The following is a 20,044-nucleotide window of genomic DNA, read 5'->3' as shown; positions in this document are numbered from 1 at the left end:
AATCTATCGAGGGTTATTCGGCAGCACCTGCTGCTGTTCGCGCAGCAGCCCGCTAAAGCCGAGCTGGCGAGCTGTGGTCTGAAGGGTGGCAGGGTCCTTGCCAGCTTGCTCGGGGAAGCAGGCCGCCCACCAGATCTGATGATCAAGGCGATTGGCCTCGGTGATCTGGCCGCCGGGATTGAGGTCCTTAATCAGCAGATTGCTGCCCTTACGGGTGAGCCGCATCGGCGCCTCCGGGCTACAACGCAGGGTGTCAAGCGCCAGCTTCACCTCTCCGGGCGATTCCACCCACACCACAATCGTGCGGGCCGCAGCATCGCGGGGATCGGGCTTAACGCCGTTCACACCGATGGCGAAGTCGCCCTCCATGGTGGTCCACTCCCGCAGCAGCACCAAATCGGCCGGTCGCTGTGCTGTGGAGGATCGGTGGGGATTGCTGGGATCCGGTGCACCGAGTGAGGTTTGCGCACCAGCGGACCTTGCCAGCAAACCCAGCTGCAACAGAGCACAACCCAATCCAGCCAGACGCCACCTGCGCTGGGAAGCAACAACCATCAGAGCAGCCACATTGACAACGCTGCTTGCCAGCATGGGCGGGAATGGCTGATCCCGTCATCTACCTCGACCATCAAGCCACCACGCCGTGTGAGCCGGCGGTGGTGGCGGCGATGGAGCCTTGGTGGAGCGATCAGTTCGCCAACCCCGCCAGCCGCAGCCACCGACCAGGCCTGCTGGCAGCCGCGGCCGTGGAGCAGGCCCGCACGCAGATCGCGAGAGGGCTGGGCGTGGAGCCGGCAGGGGTGGTCTTCACCAGCGGCGCCACAGAGGCCAACAACCTGGCGCTCAAGGGGCTCGCGGAAGCAGAACTGCAGGCCGGAGGCCAGCGGCGCCACCTGGTGGCCCTGGCCACCGAGCATCGGGCCGTGCTCGATCCGCTCCATTACCTCAGCCGCCATGGCTTCGAGCTCACGCTCCTCCCCGTGCAAGCCGATGGGCTGGTGGATCTGGAACGCCTGCAGGCCAGCTTGCGGCCCGACACGCTCCTGCTCAGCACCATGGCCGCGAACAACGAGATCGGCGTGTTGCAGCCTCTGGCTGCCATCGGCCAGCTCTGCCGTGCCCGCGGTATCCGCTTCCATTGCGACGGCGCCCAAGCCATCGGCCACATCCCTCTGCAGCCAGCGACCCTGGGCATCGACCTGCTCAGCTTCAGCGGCCACAAGCTGTATGGCCCCAAAGGCATCGGAGCCCTTTGGATTGCGCCGGGGGTGCAGGTGGCGCCGCAACTCCACGGTGGCGGCCAGGAGCAGGGTCTGCGGGCTGGCAGCTTGCCGGTGCCGCTGATCGTGGGACTGGCCAAGGCGCTGGAGCTAGCGCTCAACGATCGAGAGGCGCGGGCTCAGCGGCTTGAGGCCCTGCGCGATCGTCTGTGGCAGCGCCTGGCGGCACTGGGGGGGGTTCACCGCAATGGTGCCGCCGCTCCGCGCCTGGCCCACAACCTCAACCTCTGGATTGAAGGCCTCGATGGCGCTCAACTGCAGCGGGCCCTGCGTCCCGTGCTGGCGGTGAGCAGCGGCTCGGCCTGCAGCAGCGGCCAGCCCTCCCACGTGCTGCAGGCCCTCGGGCTGAGCCGCCAACAGGCGGCTGCAGCCATCCGATTCGGCCTTGGGCGCCACACCACCAGCGCGGAGATCAACGCCGCAGTGGCTGCCCTCGAACACGCCATCACCGAGGCACGGCAGCTCTGACGCCACAGGTTCAATTTGCCCATCAATCACGACAAAAGCTGGGCGGGGACTGCAGCAATCGCTACCTTCCGGGCACTTGCCGATGACTGATGAGCTTGCCGACCCCCGGCACCAACAAGTTGCAGGTGTTGCGCGCCGTGGAAGACGGCTGGCAAGCCTTCTGCCGTGCTCCCTGGCCCTTCCTGCTGTTCCAGGTGTTGGTAACGCTGATCCTGGTGCCCTTCGGGGCGCTGCTCGTGGGTGGCCTGCTGCGACTGAAGGGCGGTGAACTGCCCTTCCTGCACCCCGTAGCCGCCGGCATCGCCGTGGTGGTGGGCGTGATTGGCTACGTGATCGTGGGCCTTTGGGGCATGGTGGGCATCACCCGTGGTGCCTGGATGAGCCTGGATGGTCAGCGGCCATCCTTCCGCAACTTCACCCGCTGGGATGGGGCCGCAAGTAGTCGCCTGCTTGGTTCCGGAATCCTGTTGACCATCGTGCTGGCTGTCGTGGGCGCACTCGCAGCGCTGATCGGCACGGGCCTGAACGCACTCAACACCACCCTCACCGTGATCCCAGTGGTGGTGTTCGGCGTCTTCTACGTGTGGTTCCTGATTAGCCAGAAGTTTCTGCTGCAGCTCTCGCTGTTTGGCGTGAAGCGTCCGGTGGAAACCATCCAGGCAGGCGTGAATGGCGTGAACCCCAGCTGGTGGGTTGTGCTCTGGCTGGGCATCGTGGAGAGCGTGATCCACGCCATAGCCGCCCTGTTCAGCTACGGCGGACTGTTTGTGATCGTTCCGGTGGTGATCTGCATCAGCACCGCCGCCTACCGCCAACTGTTCGGCAGCCAAGACCACACAGGCATCCTCAGCAACGGCTGAGCCGGGCTGGCTGCCGGCAGCGATAGCGCTGCGCGAAAAGCGGGCGCGAGCGCTGCATGGGGGTTCACGCGTCGCGGCGGCGCGCAAGGCGCAACCGCGCACTACGGCTGCGGGGGTTGAGGGATTCTTCCTCGGCGGTGGCCTGCACGGCCTTACGGGTGATCCGCTGCAACCGCTCATCGCTCACAAAGGCGGTCTTAACGCGGCGATCTTCGAGCGAATGGAAGCTGATCACACCGAAAAGCCCGCCCGGCAGCAGCCAGTCGGGAGCAGCCTCCAGCAAACGATCGAGCACGCCGAGCTCGTCGTTCACCGCGATGCGAAGGGCCTGGAAGGTGCGGGTTGCGGGATGAATGCGGCCGCGTCGGGCTTTGGGTGGATAACAACCAGCCACTGCATAGGCCAGCGCAGCGGTGCCGCTGTAGGAGCCCTGCTCGGCCAGATCGTGCTTGAGGCGCCGGGCAATGCGGCGGGAGAGGCGCTCCTCGCCATAGGCATAGATCAGATCCGCCAGCTCCGTTTCCTCGAGCCGCTCGATCAGCTCCGCCACGGTTTCACCGGCAGCAGGATTCATCCGCATGTCGAGAGGGCCATCGTGGCGGAAGCTGAAGCCCCGCTCCGCCACATCCAACTGGGGACTGCTCACCCCAAGGTCCGCCAGCACCGCCACAACAGGCTCCACGGGGGAGTAATCAGCAAAGTTGGTGGCCACGATCTGCACGCGATCACCGAAGGGGGCCAGACGCTCAGCGGCTGCGGCACGGGCGGTGGGGTCTTGATCCAGACCGATGAGCCGCAGGCGTGGATGAGCTTCCAGCAGCAGCGCACTGTGGCCACCCCCACCAAGGGTGCAGTCGATCAGGGCAGCCTTGCTGTGCTGATCGAGCAGGCGATCGAGCTCCGCGAACCCAGCCAGCACGGGCTCCGCCAGCACCGGAACGTGAGCAAAGGTGGAAGGATCCGGCGAATCGCCCAAGCGTGGTGGCAGAAGCAGCGGCCCTTCCTTCCTAAGATCCCGCCAACGAGCCCATCTTCATCGGCCCCATGACGCAGCTGGAAACGCGCACGGAGCCGATGGTGGTCAACTTCGGCCCGCATCACCCCTCCATGCACGGGGTGCTGCGGCTGGTGGTGACCCTCGACGGCGAAGACGTGGTGGATTGCGAGCCGGTGATCGGCTACCTACACCGCGGCATGGAGAAGATTGCCGAGAACCGCACGAACGTGATGTTCGTGCCCTACGTGAGCCGCATGGACTATGCGGCCGGCATGTTTTACGAAGCGATCGTGGTGAATGCGCCCGAGCGCCTCGCCAACGTGCCGGTGCCGAAGCGCGCCAGCTACATCCGCGTGTTGATGCTGGAGCTCAACCGCATCGCCAACCACCTGCTCTGGCTTGGCCCCTTCCTGGCGGATGTGGGTGCCCAGACGCCGTTCTTCTACATCTTCCGCGAGCGGGAGATGATTTACGACCTCTGGGAAGCGGCCACTGGCCAGCGCCTAATCAACAACAACTACTTCCGCATCGGCGGTGTAGCAGCAGATCTGCCCTACGGCTGGCTGGAGAAATGCCTCGACTTCTGCGATTGGTTCGGGCCGAAGATTGATGAATACGAAAAGCTGATCACCAACAACCCGATCTTCCGCAAGCGCATTGAAGGTCTGGGTGTGATCACGCGCGAGCAGGCGATCAACTGGAGTCTCTCCGGCCCGATGCTGCGCGCTTCAGGCGTGCCCTGGGATCTGCGCAAGGTTGATCACTACGAGTGCTACGACGACTTCGACTGGGATGTGGTGTCGGAGAAGGAGGGCGACTGCTTTGCGCGCTACCGGGTGCGCGTTCAGGAAATGCGCGAATCGCTCAAGATCTTGCGCCAGGCCTGCGCCATGATCCCGGGCGGCCCCACCGAGCAGCTGGAAGCCCGCCGCATGGCGGAGGGCAAAACCAGCGAATTCGCCGGCTTCGATTATCAGATCGTGGCCAAGAAGGTTGCCCCCACCTTCAAGATTCCCGGCGGTGAGCTTTACACCCGCCTGGAATCGGGCAAGGGGGAGATCGGCGTGTTCATCCAGGGCAACGACGACGTGACCCCCTGGCGCTTCAAGATCCGCGCTGCCGATTTCAACAACCTTCAGATCCTGCCCCACATCCTCAAGGGAGCGAAGGTGGCCGACATCATGGCGATCCTGGGCTCGATCGACGTGATCATGGGCTCTGTGGATCGCTGATCAGCGGCTCTGAATCGCTTCCTTCGCCGACTTCATCACGCTGGCGTTTTAGTGCCGCTCAGCCTGACGGGCTACCTGTGGCTGAAGGGGCTCCATCCGGCGCTGCCAGGTTGGTCGTGCCCGCTGCGGGCACTCACCGGCGTTCCCTGCCCCACCTGCTTTTTGAGCCGTGCCACCAGTGCAGCACTGAGCGGTGATCTGGCCGGCTCGCTCCAGTTGCATGCCTTCGGTCCGCTGATGGCTGCAGCCCTGCTTTGGTGGTCGATCACGGCGCTTCGCACTGGTGCGCTTCTGCCCCGGCCGCCGAAGCCCTCAATCCTGAGCTGGGGCCTCGCCACCCTGCTCGCCTACTGGGCCCTGCGGCTAGCCCTCAGTTGGCAAGGGATAGCCGCCTTCCCCTCCGCGACTGCGCCATGAACCCCGACACCTGGCTGCTGCTCTGCCGCACCGTGCGCTTCGGCGACACCGATGCCGCCGGCGTCATGCACTTTCCGCAGCTCTTGCACTGGTGCCACGAGGCCTACGAGGAAAGCTTGGAGCGTTTCGGCATTCCACCTGCGGAAATCTTTCCGGGTCCTGGTGTTTGCCTGGAGGTGGCACTTCCGATCGTGCATTGCAATGCCGATTTCCTGCGGCCCCTGGTGTGCGGTGATCCACTGGCGATCGCGCTGGAACCTCGGCGACTGAATCCTGGCTGCTTTGAAGTGAGCTATCGCTTCAGCAGCGATGGCGCTCCGGCAGCCACAGCACTCACCCGGCATCTGGCCATCAGCAGCCAGGAACGCGTGCGCCGAGAACTGCCCGCCTCCATCAATCGCTGGCTGGAGGCCTCATCGCTGCAAGGCGGGGTGAAGCCCCTGTAGACGCCAAACACCACAACAGAGCAGCCAACTGCAGCGGCAACAGCGATGCCAACAGTGCAAAGGGATGAAAGCCGGCCTGAACACTGCCATGGCTAACGGTTGCACTCATCCCAGCCGCCAACACCAACAACAGCACGGCGAACCGGCGACCCTGTGCCACCCTCAGAACCACTCCTTGCGACCCTCGAGGTAAGTGGCCTTGAACTCTTGGGGCGTTTGAGTGAGATAGATAATTCCCTCAATTAAACCGATCACACCCATCACAAACCCTGCAACACCGCAGGTGAGCACGGTGAGCAGCAGCATGATCAAACCCGCCTTGGTGTAGCCGAGCACGAATTTATGGATCCCAAAGGATCCGAGAAAAATTCCCAATAGCCCCGCCGCCAGCTTCTTGTTGCTCACCTCGGTGAGGTCAAGAGCACTCCAATCGCTGTTGCTCATCCACCGGTGATCCATTCCCACCCGCTCTAGCGGCGATGCCGGACCTTGTCAGGGAGTTGCTGCAGCCTGTGACACCAGCCAACCGCGCCACCGGCCCCGCTCCCATTTCCCCAAGGCCGTGCGCTCCAGGGCAGGGCAGAGCAGCCATCGCCGCGGCCGCTGGCTGGGGGGGAGCTCCAGAGCCAAGGCGGCCAGAGCAGCCAAAAGATCCTGTGCAGCATCGGCCCCAACAGCTGCCGGTTTCACCAGCGCCACCAGGCGCTCCCCCCACAATGGATCGGGCTCCGGCAGCAGCAGCAACTCCGCCAACGGCAGAGACACCGAGCGGCTCAAGGCCAGCAGGCGCTGCTCCACCTGGTCGGGGAACACGGTTTCAGCCCCGCTCTGAATGGCGCCATCGAGGCGGCCCTCCAGGTGCCAGCCATCCGCTGTGAGCCTGGCACGATCACCACTGCTCCACCAGCCCTGGTGAAGCGGCAAGGGCTGAAGCTGGCCTGCCTGCAGACAACCCAAACCAAGGCTTGGCGCCTTGATCTGCAAGGCACCGCTGCTGGAATCGAGACGCAGCTGGGCATGGGGCATGGGATGGCCGCAGCCGGCGGTTCCCGCCAGAAACTGGTGAGGCGCCAGTGCTGCCACCATCGCGCCCGTTTCAGTGCTGCCATAACAAGGAGCCAGCCGCAGCCCCAGCCGCCGGCACTGCTGGGCTAATGCCGCAGGCAACGCAGCTCCGCCCACCCAAATCACGCTGAAGTCCGCCAGCCAGCGCTGACCTGCCTGGCTCTCCAGTAAGCGCTGCAGCTGAATGGGCACCAGCGAGATCACGGCCTCACCCTGGGCAGGTGGCAAGCACTCCGGCTGGCGCATTTGCTCGGGCGAGAGCCAATGCAGCACAGCACCCCAACGGCGAGCCCGCAGCAGCGGCATCAAGCCGCTCACATGCTGCAACGGCAAGGGATTGAACAGCTCCAGCCTGGCCGGATCGAGGTGTATTTCGCGTAGCCAGTGGGCTGTGGCATCCACGGCCAGCTGCAGATGCGCCAGGGGCTGCAGGCACCAGCGCCGTCCGCCGCTGCTGCCGCCCGTTCCCAGCACCACCGCCGCACCCCAAGCCGGATCCACCTCAGCGGGAAGTGCCGCCGCCAGCAACGCGGCCTCCTGCGGCGTGGTGATCGCCGTGGTGCAGCCATCGCGCCAGGCCTGCTCCAGCCTTGTCGCCAAGGTGCGGCGATCGCCATCAGCCAGCAGGAGCAACGGCTTGCTCACAGCGCGGCCTCCCACACCCGTTCGGGATCTGTGGCAAACAAGGCTCCCTCCGGGCGCCAGCCTGGAGCCAGGCCAGGGGCGCAGGGGGTCGGCCCATCTGCCTGCAGCGCAGCGAGATGCTCCACGAAGCGGCGGCCAATGCCGGTTTCAAAGGCTGTGCTGATCATCTGGCGCGGCACCCCAGCCTGCAGCGCCTGCAGCAGGGGGCGAGGATCGCCCTCCTGCAGGGGCCTGCGCACCAGCCATCCCCGCCAGGCCTGCCACTGCTGGGAGGAGAGCAGTGGCAGTGATTCATCTAGGGCCACCGGCAGCCGGGCCGCCACCGCCTGCAACCCTTCCAGGTCTGCAGCAGGGAGGGGCTGCTCCAACCAGTCGAGCCGTCCGTCTTGGCTGAGGCGATCAGCCCAGCGGCTGGCCGTAAGCCGGTTCCAGCCACCATTGGCATCCAGGCGCAATCGCGCAGAAGCGGGCAAACGTTGCAGGAGCGCCTCCAACAGCTCCCGCTCCAGGCCATCGGCCAAAGCCGCCACCTTCCACTTGAAGGCGAATGAACACCCATCAGCATTGAGCACCTGATCGAGCACAGCGAGAGCGGCTGCTCCAGCTGGCAACAACCAAGCGGAAGGCGGAGCTTGACGCCAACCACCGTGAGCCGCCGAACCCAAGCCATCCAGTTCGGCCAGGGCCATCCCCAACCCACACGCCAACGGCATCGGCAGCTGCAGGAGCCGCTGCTCCAGCGCCTCACGCTCGAGCTCAGCCGGCAATGCAGCCACAGCCGCGGCCAAGGCGGGATCGGGTGGCTGCAGCAACGGTGCGGCCACCTCCCCCCAGGCGGGTGCCGCATCCGCACCGACCAGCCGCAGCAGCCAACCGCTGCGCACCACCAGATCCCCACGACTGGTGATCAAGCTGCGGGGCAGCACAAAGCGATAGGGGCGCCAGCTCAGCTGCAGCAGGCCCTCGGCGCTCATCCCAGCCAGCGGCCCAAGGCCAAGCCTGCCGCCAGACCAAGGCCATTGAGGGCCTGAAACCGCAACGCCAAAAACTTGCTGGCCACGATCCGCTCCGGCGCCCGGTGGTGCTGGCGAAGCAAGCGGATCAGCGCCTGGGCGGGCGGGACCCCAATGGCACCCAGCAGGGCCGTGAGCGGCCATTGGTGCACCAGCACCGGCGCCCACTCCAGGGCCAGCGCAGCCGCCACAAACCAAGGGATCAACGCTGCGGCCGCCCCGGTGCCCAGGCGCACCACCGGCGAACGCTTGCCGTGGGCGGCGTCTTCCTCCACCTGATGGAAGTGAGAGCAGAACAGCACCAACGTGGTAGCCACGGCCGGGCCACTGCCCAGCTGCAACGCTGCCCACCAGGGCACCACCCCTGTTCCAGCAGGCGCCAAAGCCAGCAGGGCCGCTGCAGTAGCCAGGGGGCCAAAGGCGATCCAGCAAAGGGGCTCGCCCAGGCCGCGATAACCCAGGCGCAGCGGTGGGCCTTGGTAGGCATAGCCAATACCGCAGCAAGCGAGCACGAGGGCGAGTACGGCAGAGCTACTGCGCAGCGCCACCACAGCCATCAAGAGCAGCCCCAGCAGCAACGCACCGTTGGCCAGCAGTGAGACGCGATCGCGCCGGCCGGTGAGATTCACAACCGAATGGGGTTTGCCTTGGGTGTCCACACCCGTATCGGCATCGAACACATCGTTGGCGAGGTTTTCCCAGGCCAGCAGCAACACCGCCGCCAAGAGAAACAGCAGCAACTGATCCAGTCGCACCGACAAACCCTGCCCAGCCCGCCAACCGGCTGCCAGCAGCACCGGCATCATCGCCACCGAGTACATCGGCCATTTGATGGCGGCCTTCCACAGCCGGCGCCGCTGAGCCGGATCGGCATGAAGGCTTGCGACGACCTGAGGCTCGGACGCGGGCAGGGGCAACTGGCGACGCTGCAAGGCCCATACATTTGAGCAGCCGCTTCTGCCCGCTTCGGGTGCAGGCTCCATCCAGCGTCACAACCAGCTTCAGCGATCTGCTGGCGGCTGCCTCCGATGGCGCCCGCCTGCTGGAGGGAGATGGCGTGCTCAGCCTGGCGATTCCGCTGGCGGGCCGCGATCCGATGGCTCTGCTGAGCCAGCTGGAACAGGGCGAGCGCTTTCGGTTCCTGTGGGACAGCGCCCCGGGGCTCTGTCTGGCCGCCAGCGGCCGCTGCAACAGCCTGGACCTGAGTGGCCCGCGCCGCTTTGAACTCGCCCAACGCTTCAGCGCCGTGAGCCTGGGGCGCCTGGCGGCCCCGCAACCCTGCCCGCCGCTGGCGAGGCCGCGGGTGCTACTGGCCTTTTCTTTTTTCGACAGCCCTCTGCAAGAGGGTGATGGCGTGCCCGGAGTGCAGGCCGTCCTGCCCCGCTGGCAGCTGAGTCGCCAGGGGCGGCACTGCTGGCTGCGGCTGCAGCGCACCCTCGGCGGCGACGTGAGCGCCCGCTCCCTGGCGGAAGAGCTCTGGGAGCAGGCCCAACGCCTGACGGCTCTACCAGCTGATCCCTCGGCCCAGCAAGGCGATGCCCCCGGGCCCGCCATCCTGCGCAGCTCCGCTTGGCAGGAGGGCTATCGCTCCGTGGTGGAGCGGGGCCTGGACCTGGTGGAGGGCGGAGAGCTGCGCAAGTTGGTGCTGGCGGTGCGCCAGCAGTTGCACCTAGCCCAACCGCTTGATCCGCTACAGCTGCTGGCACAACTGCGCCAACGCCAACCCGGCAGCTGCCGTTTCCTCTGGCAGCAGGCCAGCGGATCCGCCTTGGTCGGCGCCTCACCAGAGCGGTTGCTCACCGTGCGTCAGGGCCAGTTGCGCAGCGATGCCCTGGCTGGCACCGCACCAGTGGACACAGATGCAGAGCAGCTGCTCCACTCAGACAAAGACCGCCGTGAGCACGAACTGGTCGTAGAAGCCATCACATCGGTGCTGCAAGAGGCGGGCCTGAGCCCGCGGCGGCCCCGCCACCCAAGACTGGCGCGCCACGGCCAGCTGGTTCATCTGCACACTCCTATCACCAGCCCGCTGGGCGATCAGCTGCCGCTCGCGATCGCGGCCGCGCTGCACCCCACACCCGCGGTAGCAGGTCTGCCGCGACGCCAGGCCATGGCCGCGCTGCGCAGCCTCGAGCCCTTTGAACGCGGCCACTACGCCGCACCCATTGGCTGGATCGATAGCGAAGGTGACACCGAACTACGGGTCGCGATCCGCAGCGGCAGCCTGCAAGGCCAGCGGCTGGAGCTCACCGCCGGCGCTGGACTGGTGTGCGGTTCTGCTGTGGAGCGGGAGCTTGCCGAAGTGGCCCTGAAGCTGGGCGTGCTCCAACAACAACTGGATCTGCCCTGCGTGGGGCACGCCAGCCAGCCGTGACGTCTGTCGGACTTCTGGCCGGGCTCGTGGTGTTAGCCCTGGCGATCCGCCGTTGGGTGGGACGCCAGAAGCTGGAGCGGATCATCTTTGAAGCCGATACCCCAGCAGGCCGCCGCTTTGATCTGGCCCTGCTGATCGGGATTCTGCTCAGTGTGGTTCTGGTGGCCCTGGAAAGCGATCCACGCCTCCGGGGCCAGTACCGCCTGCTGTTTGAGCCGTGCGAGCTGCTGTTCTCCGCTCTGTTCAGCCTGGAATATCTGCTGCGCTTGCTCTGCAGCAACCAGCCCTGGCGCTACGCCCGCAGCTTCTTCGGGCTGGTGGATCTGGTGTCGAGCCTGCCGCCGCTGCTCACCTTGGGCATTCCTGCCGCTCAGTCATTGCTGATCGTGCGGGTGCTGCGGCTGCTGCGGGTGTTCAGGATCCTCAAGCTGGGCTCCTACCTCGATGAGGCGGAGGTGCTGCGCCAGGCCCTGATCGCCAGCCGGCGCAAGATCAGCGTGTTTCTGCTCACGATCGTGGCCCTGGTGGTGCTGATCGGCACGCTGATGTATGTGATCGAGGGTGAGCGCAGCGGCTTCACCAGCATCCCGGTGGGGATCTACTGGGCGATCGTCACGATCACCACCGTGGGCTACGGCGATGTCGCCCCGGTGACCACCCTGGGCCGCTTCGTGGCCTCCCTGGTGATGCTGCTGGGATACAGCATCATTGCGGTGCCAACAGGGATCGTGACCGCCAGCCTGCAGGAGGCGCAACGCCAGAGGCGCCCATCCAACACCAACCCCTGTCCGCACTGTGGTGCGGACCTCACCAAGCACTAAACCCAACACCAGGCGCGAGCCGGATCCGCAAACCTCATGGGGCTCGTCCTAGTGCTCAGCGGCCTATTCGGCGCTGTGATCGGCCTGGCCATCGCCGCGGCCAGCATCGCTGGGTTCCTCGTCTTCAAGGCCCGGCGCAACCGGCGCAATCCCCTGATGTTCCTGGGCCTGGCGCTCCTGGGGTTTGCGCTGACCTTCGCCGCCGCGGCGCTCGTCAGCGCACCACTATTCAGCGATCAACCCACTGGCTTACCTGATTACACCCTTCAGTGCGGAATGGCCTTCGCCCTGGGGCTCTCACCCGCCGGATTCAGCCTGGGGCTGCTGGCGCTGCGAGCCAAACAACGCTGAATCGGGCTCGACTCAGGCCGCCAACAGGCGCGACATCGTGTGATCCGCCAGGGCGATGCCCCCCAAGCGCTCCACTTCGCGCACACCTGTGGGGCTGGTCACGTTGATCTCGCTGAGGCGGCCGCCGATCACATCGATCCCCACGAAAAACAGCCCCTCCGCCTGAAGCGCCGGGGCCAGTTCCGCGCAAATACGGCGTTCCTGATCGCTCAGCTCGGTGGCTTCCGGCTCTCCGCCAACCGCCAAGTTGCTCCGGAATTCTCCGGGGGCCGGTTTGCGGTTCACTGCACCCAGGGGCTCACCGTTGACCAGGAGGATGCGCTTGTCGCCGGCCGTGACCGCCGGCAGAAACGCCTGCACCATCACCGGCAGAGATTGCTGGTTGGTGACCAGCTCCAACAGCGCTTTGAAGCCAGGGGCGCCGGCATGGCTGCGCACCACACCCTGACCGGCCCTGCCGCCCAGGGGCTTCAGCACCACCTCTCCATGGTCGGCGGCAAAGGCAGCCAGGTGCTCAACGTTGCTGCCCACCACGCTGGCCGCCATCAGATGGCTCCAGCGAAGGGCGCCGAGCTTCTCATTCCAGGCCCGCAGTGAAGCGGGGCGATTGAGCACGCGCACCCCCTGGCGCTCTGCCAGCTCGAGCAAATGGGTGGCGTAGAGGTAGGCCTCATCAACGGGGGGGTCTTTGCGCATCCACACCCGCGGGAAGGCCGTGAGCGGCAGCCAACGCGATGGCTCCGCCTCAAACCAGGGTTCAGGCAGTTCCCAACCGCTCTCGGTTGGTCGGATATCGGCCAGCCGAATGGGCTGGGCCAGCACCATCGGCTCATGGGCCTGATCGCTGCCGCGCACTGCCAACTGAGCCGGCGTGCACACCCACACCTGCTGACCAGCCCTCTGGGCCGCCTGCATCAGCGCAACACTGGAATCCTTGGTGGGGCGAAGTTGTGCGATCGGATCGATCACAAACAACTGGGGCTCACGCCCACGGTCAATCAGGCTCAAGCGGCCGCTCCAAGCAGCGCATCGAGCTGACCGCTGCGCTCCAGGGCATGCAGGTCGTCGCAGCCGCCCACGTGCTGACCGTTAATGAAGGTCTGCGGCACGCTGCGCCGGCCGCCGCTCTTGGCTGCCATCTCAGCCCGGGCTGCTTCATCACCGTCGATGGCGTATTCGGTGTAGGTCACACCCTTGCGATCCAGCAGCCCTTTCGCCCGAACGCAAAACGGACAGGCACGCCAGGTGTAGATCTCAACGTTCGCCATCAGGGCGCTCTTCGGTGATGGTGATCTTAGAAGCGGCAAGTCACTGCAAGGCTCGCCATTAGGTACGGTCGATTCAACGTTCAACACCTGCCGGTGCTCGATCTCACCGACTTCAAACGCGACCTTTCCGAGCTCACTGACCGCCTGGGCAATGCCCAGGACTGTCTTTGACGTTCCTGCACTGAAAGCACGCCAGCGAGACCTCGAACAGCTGGCCTCGCAGCCCGATTTCTGGGACGACCAGAAGCTGGCCCAGGCCAAAATGCGTCAGCTCGATGAGGTGAAAGCCCAACTCGAGCAACTGGCTCAGTGGCAGAGCGCCGTGGCCGATGGCGATGCCACGGTGGAGATCTATGGGCTTGAGCCCGACGAGGAGCTGCTGGCCGAATCCAACGAGGCTCTGCAGAACCTGCGTGCTGATCTGGATCGTTGGGAGCTGGAGCGCCTACTCAGCGGCTCCTACGACAAGGAAGGCGCCGTGATCAGCATCAACGCCGGTGCCGGCGGCACCGACGCCCAGGACTGGGCCCTGATGCTGATGCGCATGTACACGCGCTGGGCGGAAGACCACGGCATGAAGGTGACCGTGGACGAACTCAGCGAAGGGGAAGAAGCGGGCATCAAGAGCTGCACGATCGAGATCGAGGGCCGCTACGCCTACGGCTATCTGCGCAACGAGAAGGGCACCCACCGCCTGGTGCGCATCTCACCCTTCAATGCCAACGACAAGCGCCAAACCAGCTTCGCTGGCGTGGAGGTGATGCCCAAGATCGAGGAGGAGGTGAAGCTCGACATCCCCGATAAAGACCTCGAGATCACCACCTCACGCTCCGGTGGCGCTGGCGGCCAGAACGTGAACAAGGTGGAAACGGCCGTGCGCATCCTGCACATCCCCACTGGACTGTTCGTGCGCTGCACCCAGGAGCGCTCCCAACTCCAGAACAAGGAAAAGGCCATGGCCCTGCTGATGGCCAAGCTGCTGGTGATCGCCCAAGAGCAACGCGCCGCCGAGATCGCCGACATCCGCGGCGACATCGTGGAAGCGGCCTGGGGCAACCAGATCCGCAACTACGTGTTCCACCCTTACCAAATGGTGAAAGACCTGCGCACCCAACACGAAACCACCGACGTGCAGGGCGTGATGGATGGCGACCTCGATCCCTTCATCCAGAGCCTGCTGCATGCGGGCGTCGACGTAGCCGGAGGCACCAGCGATGACTGAAGAGAACCCCAGCTTCACCAAGCTGGCCATGCGCAACATGGTGCGCAAAGGCAAGCTCAGCCTCACCCACTTCGGCCTCACAGCCCTGGGCTTCCTCGGCTTCATCGTGCTGGTGGCCTACCTGGGCCGGCCACAGATCCCAGGTGGCTGAGCGATGCCATTCAGCGAGAGCAGCGACCTGTCGCCCGATCTGGACCTGGCCTTCGAGGCTGACGACAGCCTGGCGGCAGCGGTGCTAGCCGCTGCCGGTGATCTGGCCGACCCGCTGGCCGGAGCTGAGCTGTGGCATGAACGCATCAGCCAATGGCTGGAGCAGGTTGCTCCCGAGTTGCCAGCTGAGCTGCAAGCACCGGCTTACAGCCTGGGCCTGAGCCTGGTGAGCGATGCGGAGATCGCGGAGCTCAACAGCGACTGGCGCGGCAAAGCTGGCCCCACGGATGTGCTGGCTTTCGCCGCCCAGGACGACGGCCTCGATGACGCACCACCGTTGCCGATGCCCGACCTGGACGACGACAGCATCGAACCGCTGGAGCTCGGCGACGTGGTGATTTCCCTAGACACTGCGGCTCGCCAAGCGGTGGAGCACGGCCACGACCTGCCCCATGAGCTGCTGTTTCTCGTCACCCACGGGCTCTTGCACCTGCTGGGCTGGGATCACCCCGATGAGGCCAGCCTGGCGGCGATGCTGGCGCGGCAAGAGCGACTTCTTTCCGCTACACACCAGCGGTAAGGTGCGGCCATTCAGACCGACCGGGGGCCTCTGCGCATGCTCGTTCCCCAGGAACCCAGCCCGGACCTGAGACCGGCCCTGCGCGACGTGCAAGAGAGACCGTCTGAGCACCCCAAAGTGCGCCGCCTCGGCGCCTGGACCGTGGCCGGCGACCTGCCCGCCAGCTTTCGCTACGCCGCCCAGGGGCTGATTTACAGCTTCCGCAGCCAGCGCAACTTCCGCATCCATGTGGTGACGGGAGCCGTGGTGTTCGCCCTCGGGCTCTGGCTGCAGCTGCCCCTGGCCCAGCTGGCGGTGCTGGTGCTCACGGTGGCGGCAGTCCTGGTGCTGGAGCTGATCAACACCGCCACCGAGGCTGTGGTGGATCTGGCCATCGGCCGCCGCTTCCACCCCTTGGCCCGCATCGCTAAAGACTGCGCCGCGGCCGCAGTGCTCGTGGCGGCCATCAGCTCCCTGGTGATCGCGGCGCTACTGCTGTTGCCCGCCCTGATCGCGCGTCTGGGCGTTTGAATAGGGCCTGGCCAGGCGCGGCGATGCTTCTCGTTCTCGACAACTACGACAGCTTCACCTTCAACCTGGTGCAGTACCTGGGTGAGCTCGCCAGCGATCACCCGATCACCGACGAGCTACGGGTAGAGCGCAACGACGCCCTCACCCTCGAGCAGATCCGCGAACTGAGCCCCGACGCGATCCTGATCTCCCCCGGCCCCGGTGACCCCGACCAATCCGGCGTATGCCTTGACGTGCTGCGGGATCTGAGCCCCACCATCCCCACCCTGGGGGTATGCCTGGGCCACCAATCGCTTGCGCAGGTCTACGGCGGCAAGGTGGTGCGAGCGAAGGAGCTGATGCACGGCAAAACCTCGCCGGTGCTACATGAGGGGGCGGGCGTGTTCGCCGGCTTACCGAATCCCCTCACCGCCACCCGCTATCACAGCCTGATCGCCGAGCGGGAATCGCTCCCCGACTGCCTGGAGATCACCGCCTGGCTGGAAGACGGCACGATCATGGGCCTGCGCCACCGCCACTACCCCCACCTGCAGGGGGTGCAGTTCCACCCCGAGAGCGTGCTCACCCAGAGCGGGCACCAGCTGCTGAGCAATTTTCTGGCTCAAGCTGCAGCCGGCTAGTGTTCCGCCCGACGCAACCCGGGCGATCCTCTCCACCATGGCCCAGCCCACCACCACGGCACGGCCCAGCTCCTCATTTCTGCCGGTCCGTGCCCTGGCGGCAGTGGCCGTCGCCCTGCCCCTGGCAGCGAGTGCCAATACGGGGGTGACGATCACCAGCTACGGCCACAGCGCACTGCTGATCCGCGGTGGTGGCGCCACGGTGCTGCTCAATCCGTTCAAGGCCGTGGCCTGTGCAGCGGGTCTGGCGGAGCCGCGCGTGAGCGCCAATGTGATCCTGGCTAGCAGTCGCCTGCTGGATGAAGGCGCCCCCGTGGCCAGTGGCCGCATGCTGAGCAGCCCCGGCTCCTACCGGGTGGCCGGTCTGAAGATCGAAGGCATCTCCGCCCCCCACGACCGCTTCGGTGGCCGTCGCTTCGGCCAATCCACCCTCTGGCGCTGGAAGCAGGGTGGCCTTGAGTTTGCCCATCTGGGAGGCACCGCAGCCCAGCTCACGCCTGAAGACCGGGTGCTGCTCGGCAAACCCGATGTGCTGATCATCGGGGTGGGCGGCGGCGCGAAGGTGTACACCGGCGCTGAAGCAGCCGCCGTCGTGCGCGAACTCAACCCCCGCCGCGTCATCCCGGTGCAATACGTGAGCGGCACCACCCCGAAAGACTGCGATCAAAGCAGCGTGGATCCCTTCCTGCAGGCGATGAGCGGCACACCGGTGAAGCGCGTGGGGCGCGTGCTCACCCTGCCGGCGACCCTCGGCGATGGCACCCAGATCGACGTGATGCGCTGATCGTTCGACGACAAAGCAGGGGGCTTTATCCCGGGATCGATTCGATCTGCCGGTAGGCCGCCCAGAACCGCTGCATCTGTTCCCTTGTGCCGATGCTCACCCTGAGGGAACCATCGATCAAAGGCTTACCCGTCATCGCCCGCACCAGGATCCCGGCTGCGCGCAGCTGCTGATCCACGACAGCCGGATCATGTTGAGGCCAGAGCAGCAGATAGTTGCCACCCTCCACGTGATGGCGCACCCCGGCAGCTTGCAACTGCTCCGCCATCCAGGTTCGGGCCTCGATCACCTCAGCCACGTAGCCATCGGTGTAGGCCTGATCCTGAAGCGCGGCGAAGGCGGCTGTCACCGCAAAGCTGTTGATGTCGTAGGGGCCAGTGACCCGGCTGATGCGATCCACCACGGCGGAGTGGCCGATGGCAAAACCGATGCGCAGGCCTGCCAAACCGGCCGTTTTAGCCAGGGAGCGAAGCACCAGAAGATTGGACAGAGCGCTGAAATCGGCCAGGGGCAGCACGCTGTCGCCGGTGAAGGCCTCGTAGAGCTCATCGACCACCACCAAGGTTTGCGGGGCAGCGGCAGCCAGCTCCAGGATCTGCTGCGGCGCCAGGCGCGTGCCGGTGGGGTTATTGGGGTTGCAGATCAACAGCAGCCGAGGGGTGGACTCCAGCGCGTTGCGGATCGCCTCGAGCGGAAAGGCAAACGCGGCGCCTTCATAGGGAATGGCCTGAATCACCATGCCCTGCATCTGCGCGCAGGGGGTGTAATAACCAAAGGTGGGAGATGTGGTGAGCAACGTCTCACCACGGTCGCCATAGGCATGAAAGATGGCGTGAATCGCGGCATCCACGCCGTTAAACAAGCCCACCTGATCGGGCTGCAGCGGCAAATCCAGGTTGGCGATCACCGCCTGTTGCAGGCCGTCGTATTCGGGATAAATGGCGATGTGATCAGCAGGGATGGCGCGCAACGCTTCCACCACCTGCGGGCTCGGGCCGATGGTGTTCTCGTTGAAATCGAGCCGCAGCATCTGACGCCGCCCCTCCAGCGGTGCGCTGTAGGCGTGCAGGCTCTCCACCTCGGCGCGGGGCTGAGGAAACGAGCCCACCGCGCTGCTCTGATCGTGCGTCATGCGCTCACATCCGCTCCAGGGTGGAAATCCCCAGCAGGCCCAATCCCAGTTTGAGGGTGTCGGCGGTGAGGCGACAGAGAGCCAAGCGGGAGGAACGGGCCGGGTCTTCCGCCTTGAGCACCGGCACCTGGTCGTAGAAGCGGTTGAACACCTGGCTCAGTTCGAACAGATAGGTGCAGAGGCGGTTGGGGAGCAGCTCTTCCTCCACCTCAGCGATCACCGCATCGAACTTGAGCAGCTCCCGCACCAGGGCCCACTCCTGCGGCTCGGTGAAGCTGAGGGATTGGGCTTCCGGCGCCGATGTTCCTTCCAGGTCACCACCTTTGCGGGCGATGCCGGCAATGCGGACCACCGCGTAGAGCAAGTAGGGGGCCGTGTTGCCCTGCAGGGCCAACATCCGATCAAAGCTGAACTGGTAATTGGTGATCCGGTTCTGGCTGAGGTCGGCGTACTTCACCGCCGCCAATCCCACGGTGGTGGCCACGTGCTCAATGAAGGCATCGTCTTCTTCGCGGCCCTCCTCGTCCAGACGACGTCGCAGATCCGCTTCGGCGCGTTCCACCGCCTCATCGAGCAGATCCTTCAAACGCACCGTGTCGCCCGCACGCGTTTTGAGTTTTTTGCCGTCTTCCCCCTGCACCAGGCCGAAGGGCACGTGCTCCAGTCGCCCGTCGTCTGGCAGCCAGCCGGCGCGGCGTGCCACTTGGAACACTCCGGCGAAATGATTGGCCTGGCCGGCATCGGTCACGTAAATCACGCGGCGAGCACCATCTCCATCGGGAGAGGAGCCGAAGCGGTAACGAATGGCGGCCAGATCCGTGGTGGCGTAGTTGAAACCGCCATCGCTCTTCTGCACGATCACCGGCAGCGGCTTGCCGTCCTTACCGCTCACACCCTCGAGAAACACGCAGCGCGCGCCGTCGTCGATCACCAGCAGCCCGGTGGCCTCTAAATCAGCCACCACTGCTTCGAGATAGGGGTTGTAGAAGGATTCGCCGCGCTCGCTGAGGCGAATATCGAGCCGGTTGTAGATCTTCTGGAACTCACGGCGGCTCTGATCGCAGAGCAGACCCCAGGCCTTCAGCGACACCGGATCACCGCCCTGCAGCTTCACCACTTCCTCACGAGAGGTGGTCTGGAAGGCCTCGTCGTCGTCGAAGCGCTGCTTGGCCTGGCGGTAAAAGGCCACGAGATCGCCCAGATCCACCGCATCTGCAGTCTCGAGCGCCTCAGGGGCCACCTGTTTGAGATGCGTGATCAGCATCCCGAACTGGGTGCCCCAGTCGCCCACATGGTTGAGCCGCAACACCGGGTGGCCGCGAAACTCGAGCACCCGCGCCAGCGAGTCGCCAATGATCGTGGAGCGCAGGTGCCCCACGTGCATCTCTTTAGCGATGTTGGGGCTGGAAAAATCCACCACCACCGGTGCGCCGCCCGGCACAGCCGGCACCCCAAGGCGTTGGTCCTGGAGGCAGGCCTGCACTTCAGCCGCGAGCCGCTCGGGGCGCAGGGTGAGGTTGATGAACCCAGGTCCTGCGATCTGGGGCTCGAGGCACAGCTCCGTAAAGCTCGGATCCGCCTTCAGCTGCTCCACCACCGCCGTGGCAATCGCCCGCGGCGGCTGCCCCAGCGGTTTAGCCAGCGGCAGGGCTCCATTGGCCTGAAAATCGCCGAACTCGGGCTTGCTGGCGGGGGCCAACTGGGGATCGAACCCTCCCGCCGGCGGCGCCGCCTCAGGAAAGGCACGCTCCATCGCTGCTCGCAGCTGATTGTTCAGGGTTGCAGCGATGCGGAGCATGGGATCACCCA

At 65.5% G+C, this 20,044-nt stretch carries 24 protein-coding genes; 14 read left to right on the top strand and 10 right to left on the bottom strand.

Annotated features, from left to right (window positions below):
• Positions 1-3: 3 nt before the first annotated feature.
• Positions 4-555, bottom strand: a complete 552-nt coding sequence (locus tag KJJ24_RS13160) for a hypothetical protein (RefSeq protein ID WP_250544791.1) — start codon at positions 553-555, stop codon at positions 4-6.
• A gap of 44 nt (positions 556-599) precedes the next feature.
• On the opposite strand from KJJ24_RS13160, the gene KJJ24_RS13155 reads away from it, so the two are divergent.
• Both KJJ24_RS13155 and KJJ24_RS13150 read left to right on the top strand, forming a co-directional pair.
• Positions 600-1,748 carry a cysteine desulfurase family protein gene (locus KJJ24_RS13155; protein ID WP_214339388.1) on the top strand — a complete coding sequence of 383 codons (1,149 nt, stop codon included), beginning with the start codon at positions 600-602 and terminating at the stop codon, positions 1,746-1,748.
• Positions 1,749-1,837: 89 nt separating this feature from the next.
• Positions 1,838-2,608, top strand: a complete 771-nt coding sequence (locus KJJ24_RS13150) for a hypothetical protein (protein WP_214339386.1) — start codon at positions 1,838-1,840, stop codon at positions 2,606-2,608.
• 64 nt (positions 2,609-2,672) lie between these two features.
• On the opposite strand, the gene rsmH is transcribed toward KJJ24_RS13150, so the two are convergent.
• Positions 2,673-3,527, bottom strand: coding sequence for a 16S rRNA (cytosine(1402)-N(4))-methyltransferase RsmH (rsmH, locus tag KJJ24_RS13145; protein ID WP_371811809.1), 855 nt, complete (start codon positions 3,525-3,527; stop codon positions 2,673-2,675).
• A 125-nt stretch (positions 3,528-3,652) separates the two neighbouring features.
• On the opposite strand from rsmH, the gene KJJ24_RS13140 reads away from it, so the two are divergent.
• Genes KJJ24_RS13140 through KJJ24_RS13130 form a run of 3 tightly spaced genes read left to right on the top strand, consistent with a single transcriptional unit; the run spans position 3,653 to position 5,700 of the window.
• Complete coding sequence (locus KJJ24_RS13140; protein ID WP_214339385.1) at positions 3,653-4,837, top strand: NAD(P)H-quinone oxidoreductase subunit H; 1,185 nt, start codon at positions 3,653-3,655, stop codon at positions 4,835-4,837.
• A 51-nt stretch (positions 4,838-4,888) separates the two neighbouring features.
• Complete coding sequence (locus KJJ24_RS13135) at positions 4,889-5,254, top strand: DUF2752 domain-containing protein (RefSeq protein WP_250544789.1); 366 nt, start codon at positions 4,889-4,891, stop codon at positions 5,252-5,254.
• Positions 5,251-5,700 carry a thioesterase family protein gene (locus KJJ24_RS13130; protein WP_214339384.1) on the top strand — a complete coding sequence of 150 codons (450 nt, stop codon included), beginning with the start codon at positions 5,251-5,253 and terminating at the stop codon, positions 5,698-5,700. Before KJJ24_RS13135 ends, KJJ24_RS13130 begins: the two co-directional genes overlap by 4 nt.
• Positions 5,701-5,862: 162 nt before the next feature.
• Here KJJ24_RS13130 and KJJ24_RS13125 read toward each other — a convergent pair whose 3' ends face one another.
• Genes KJJ24_RS13125 through menA form a run of 4 tightly spaced genes read right to left on the bottom strand, consistent with a single transcriptional unit; the run spans position 5,863 to position 9,244 of the window.
• Complete coding sequence (locus KJJ24_RS13125; protein WP_214339383.1) at positions 5,863-6,144, bottom strand: TM2 domain-containing protein; 282 nt, start codon at positions 6,142-6,144, stop codon at positions 5,863-5,865.
• A 48-nt stretch (positions 6,145-6,192) separates the two neighbouring features.
• Positions 6,193-7,425, bottom strand: coding sequence for an AMP-binding protein (locus KJJ24_RS13120; RefSeq protein ID WP_214339382.1), 1,233 nt, complete (start codon positions 7,423-7,425; stop codon positions 6,193-6,195).
• On the bottom strand, positions 7,407-8,384 hold the full coding sequence (locus tag KJJ24_RS13115; protein WP_214339381.1) for an o-succinylbenzoate synthase: 978 nt from the start codon (positions 8,382-8,384) through the stop codon (positions 7,407-7,409). The genes KJJ24_RS13120 and KJJ24_RS13115 overlap by 19 nt, the downstream gene beginning before the upstream one ends.
• On the bottom strand, positions 8,381-9,244 hold the full coding sequence (gene menA / locus KJJ24_RS13110) for a 2-carboxy-1,4-naphthoquinone phytyltransferase (RefSeq protein WP_250545033.1): 864 nt from the start codon (positions 9,242-9,244) through the stop codon (positions 8,381-8,383). Before menA ends, KJJ24_RS13115 begins: the two co-directional genes overlap by 4 nt.
• Before the next feature lie 122 nt (positions 9,245-9,366).
• Here menA and KJJ24_RS13105 point away from each other — a divergent pair, with 122 nt between their 5' ends.
• Genes KJJ24_RS13105 through KJJ24_RS13095 form a run of 3 tightly spaced genes read left to right on the top strand, consistent with a single transcriptional unit; the run spans position 9,367 to position 11,969 of the window.
• The gene (locus tag KJJ24_RS13105; protein WP_214339380.1) at positions 9,367-10,797 is read left to right on the top strand and encodes an isochorismate synthase MenF; all 1,431 of its coding nucleotides are present in this window, start codon (positions 9,367-9,369) and stop codon (positions 10,795-10,797) included.
• Positions 10,794-11,618 (top strand): ion transporter, encoded by an 825-nt coding sequence (locus KJJ24_RS13100; protein ID WP_214339379.1) that lies wholly within the window; start codon positions 10,794-10,796, stop codon positions 11,616-11,618. Before KJJ24_RS13105 ends, KJJ24_RS13100 begins: the two co-directional genes overlap by 4 nt.
• Before the next feature lie 36 nt (positions 11,619-11,654).
• Positions 11,655-11,969, top strand: a complete 315-nt coding sequence (locus tag KJJ24_RS13095) for a hypothetical protein (protein WP_214339377.1) — start codon at positions 11,655-11,657, stop codon at positions 11,967-11,969.
• 12 nt (positions 11,970-11,981) lie between these two features.
• On the opposite strand, the gene gshB is transcribed toward KJJ24_RS13095, so the two are convergent.
• Complete coding sequence (gshB, locus tag KJJ24_RS13090; RefSeq protein WP_214339375.1) at positions 11,982-12,977, bottom strand: glutathione synthase; 996 nt, start codon at positions 12,975-12,977, stop codon at positions 11,982-11,984.
• Positions 12,974-13,237: a glutaredoxin 3 gene (gene grxC, locus KJJ24_RS13085; RefSeq protein ID WP_214339373.1), complete on the bottom strand. Its 264-nt coding sequence runs from the start codon at positions 13,235-13,237 to the stop codon at positions 12,974-12,976. The genes gshB and grxC overlap by 4 nt, the downstream gene beginning before the upstream one ends.
• 93 nt (positions 13,238-13,330) lie before the next feature.
• Here grxC and prfB point away from each other — a divergent pair.
• The 6 genes from prfB (at position 13,331) to KJJ24_RS13055 (ending at position 17,103) form a co-directional block, all read left to right on the top strand.
• Positions 13,331-14,459, top strand: a protein-coding gene (prfB, locus tag KJJ24_RS13080; RefSeq protein WP_214339371.1) for a peptide chain release factor 2 whose coding sequence is annotated in 2 segments (ribosomal slippage) — positions 13,331-13,405 and positions 13,407-14,459 — 1,128 coding nt in all. Because the reading frame shifts where the segments join, the coding sequence is not laid out codon by codon here.
• Positions 14,452-14,610: a DUF3285 domain-containing protein gene (locus tag KJJ24_RS13075; protein ID WP_214339369.1), complete on the top strand. Its 159-nt coding sequence runs from the start codon at positions 14,452-14,454 to the stop codon at positions 14,608-14,610. The genes prfB and KJJ24_RS13075 overlap by 8 nt, the downstream gene beginning before the upstream one ends.
• Positions 14,611-14,613: 3 nt before the next feature.
• A complete protein-coding gene (gene ybeY, locus KJJ24_RS13070) occupies positions 14,614-15,189 on the top strand; it encodes an rRNA maturation RNase YbeY (RefSeq protein ID WP_214339367.1) in 576 nt (191 codons plus the stop codon).
• A gap of 36 nt (positions 15,190-15,225) precedes the next feature.
• Positions 15,226-15,699, top strand: a complete 474-nt coding sequence (locus tag KJJ24_RS13065; protein ID WP_214339365.1) for a diacylglycerol kinase family protein — start codon at positions 15,226-15,228, stop codon at positions 15,697-15,699.
• Positions 15,700-15,722: 23 nt separating this feature from the next.
• Positions 15,723-16,319 carry an aminodeoxychorismate/anthranilate synthase component II gene (locus KJJ24_RS13060; protein ID WP_214339363.1) on the top strand — a complete coding sequence of 199 codons (597 nt, stop codon included), beginning with the start codon at positions 15,723-15,725 and terminating at the stop codon, positions 16,317-16,319.
• 37 nt (positions 16,320-16,356) lie between these two features.
• Positions 16,357-17,103: an MBL fold metallo-hydrolase gene (locus tag KJJ24_RS13055; RefSeq protein ID WP_214339360.1), complete on the top strand. Its 747-nt coding sequence runs from the start codon at positions 16,357-16,359 to the stop codon at positions 17,101-17,103.
• A 25-nt stretch (positions 17,104-17,128) separates the two neighbouring features.
• Here the strand turns inward: KJJ24_RS13055 and KJJ24_RS13050 are convergent, their stop codons facing one another.
• Both KJJ24_RS13050 and argS read right to left on the bottom strand, forming a co-directional pair.
• Positions 17,129-18,235 carry a histidinol-phosphate transaminase gene (locus KJJ24_RS13050; RefSeq protein ID WP_214339358.1) on the bottom strand — a complete coding sequence of 369 codons (1,107 nt, stop codon included), beginning with the start codon at positions 18,233-18,235 and terminating at the stop codon, positions 17,129-17,131.
• A 4-nt stretch (positions 18,236-18,239) separates the two neighbouring features.
• Positions 18,240-20,033 (bottom strand): arginine--tRNA ligase, encoded by a 1,794-nt coding sequence (gene argS / locus KJJ24_RS13045; RefSeq protein ID WP_214339357.1) that lies wholly within the window; start codon positions 20,031-20,033, stop codon positions 18,240-18,242.
• Positions 20,034-20,044 lie beyond the last annotated feature (11 nt).

The organism is Synechococcus sp. LA31, from assembly GCF_018502385.1.
In the GTDB taxonomy this organism is placed as follows: domain Bacteria; phylum Cyanobacteriota; class Cyanobacteriia; order PCC-6307; family Cyanobiaceae; genus Vulcanococcus.
The sequence above is the reverse complement of the archived record's forward strand: the minus strand, read 5'-3'. Positions and strand labels throughout refer to the sequence as shown.

Excerpts from the sequence above, each read along its gene's own strand:
- KJJ24_RS13095 (WP_214339377.1), top strand. The coding sequence starts at position 11,655 with ATGGGGCTCGTCCTAGTGCTCAGCGGCCTATTCGGCGCTGTGATCGGC.
- KJJ24_RS13150 (WP_214339386.1), top strand. The coding sequence starts at position 1,838 with ATGAGCTTGCCGACCCCCGGCACCAACAAGTTGCAGGTGTTGCGCGCC.
- KJJ24_RS13050 (WP_214339358.1), bottom strand. The coding sequence starts at position 18,235 with ATGACGCACGATCAGAGCAGCGCGGTGGGCTCGTTTCCTCAGCCCCGC.
- ybeY (WP_214339367.1), top strand. The coding sequence starts at position 14,614 with ATGCCATTCAGCGAGAGCAGCGACCTGTCGCCCGATCTGGACCTGGCC.
- KJJ24_RS13115 (WP_214339381.1), bottom strand. The coding sequence starts at position 8,384 with ATGAGCGCCGAGGGCCTGCTGCAGCTGAGCTGGCGCCCCTATCGCTTT.
- KJJ24_RS13130 (WP_214339384.1), top strand. The coding sequence starts at position 5,251 with ATGAACCCCGACACCTGGCTGCTGCTCTGCCGCACCGTGCGCTTCGGC.
- grxC (WP_214339373.1), bottom strand. The coding sequence starts at position 13,237 with ATGGCGAACGTTGAGATCTACACCTGGCGTGCCTGTCCGTTTTGCGTT.
- KJJ24_RS13065 (WP_214339365.1), top strand. The coding sequence starts at position 15,226 with ATGCTCGTTCCCCAGGAACCCAGCCCGGACCTGAGACCGGCCCTGCGC.
- KJJ24_RS13160 (WP_250544791.1), bottom strand. The coding sequence starts at position 555 with ATGGTTGTTGCTTCCCAGCGCAGGTGGCGTCTGGCTGGATTGGGTTGT.
- KJJ24_RS13140 (WP_214339385.1), top strand. The coding sequence starts at position 3,653 with ATGACGCAGCTGGAAACGCGCACGGAGCCGATGGTGGTCAACTTCGGC.
- KJJ24_RS13055 (WP_214339360.1), top strand. The coding sequence starts at position 16,357 with ATGGCCCAGCCCACCACCACGGCACGGCCCAGCTCCTCATTTCTGCCG.
- KJJ24_RS13155 (WP_214339388.1), top strand. The coding sequence starts at position 600 with ATGGCTGATCCCGTCATCTACCTCGACCATCAAGCCACCACGCCGTGT.
- KJJ24_RS13060 (WP_214339363.1), top strand. The coding sequence starts at position 15,723 with ATGCTTCTCGTTCTCGACAACTACGACAGCTTCACCTTCAACCTGGTG.
- menA (WP_250545033.1), bottom strand. The coding sequence starts at position 9,244 with ATGTACTCGGTGGCGATGATGCCGGTGCTGCTGGCAGCCGGTTGGCGG.
- KJJ24_RS13075 (WP_214339369.1), top strand. The coding sequence starts at position 14,452 with ATGACTGAAGAGAACCCCAGCTTCACCAAGCTGGCCATGCGCAACATG.
- KJJ24_RS13125 (WP_214339383.1), bottom strand. The coding sequence starts at position 6,144 with ATGAGCAACAGCGATTGGAGTGCTCTTGACCTCACCGAGGTGAGCAAC.
- argS (WP_214339357.1), bottom strand. The coding sequence starts at position 20,033 with ATGCTCCGCATCGCTGCAACCCTGAACAATCAGCTGCGAGCAGCGATG.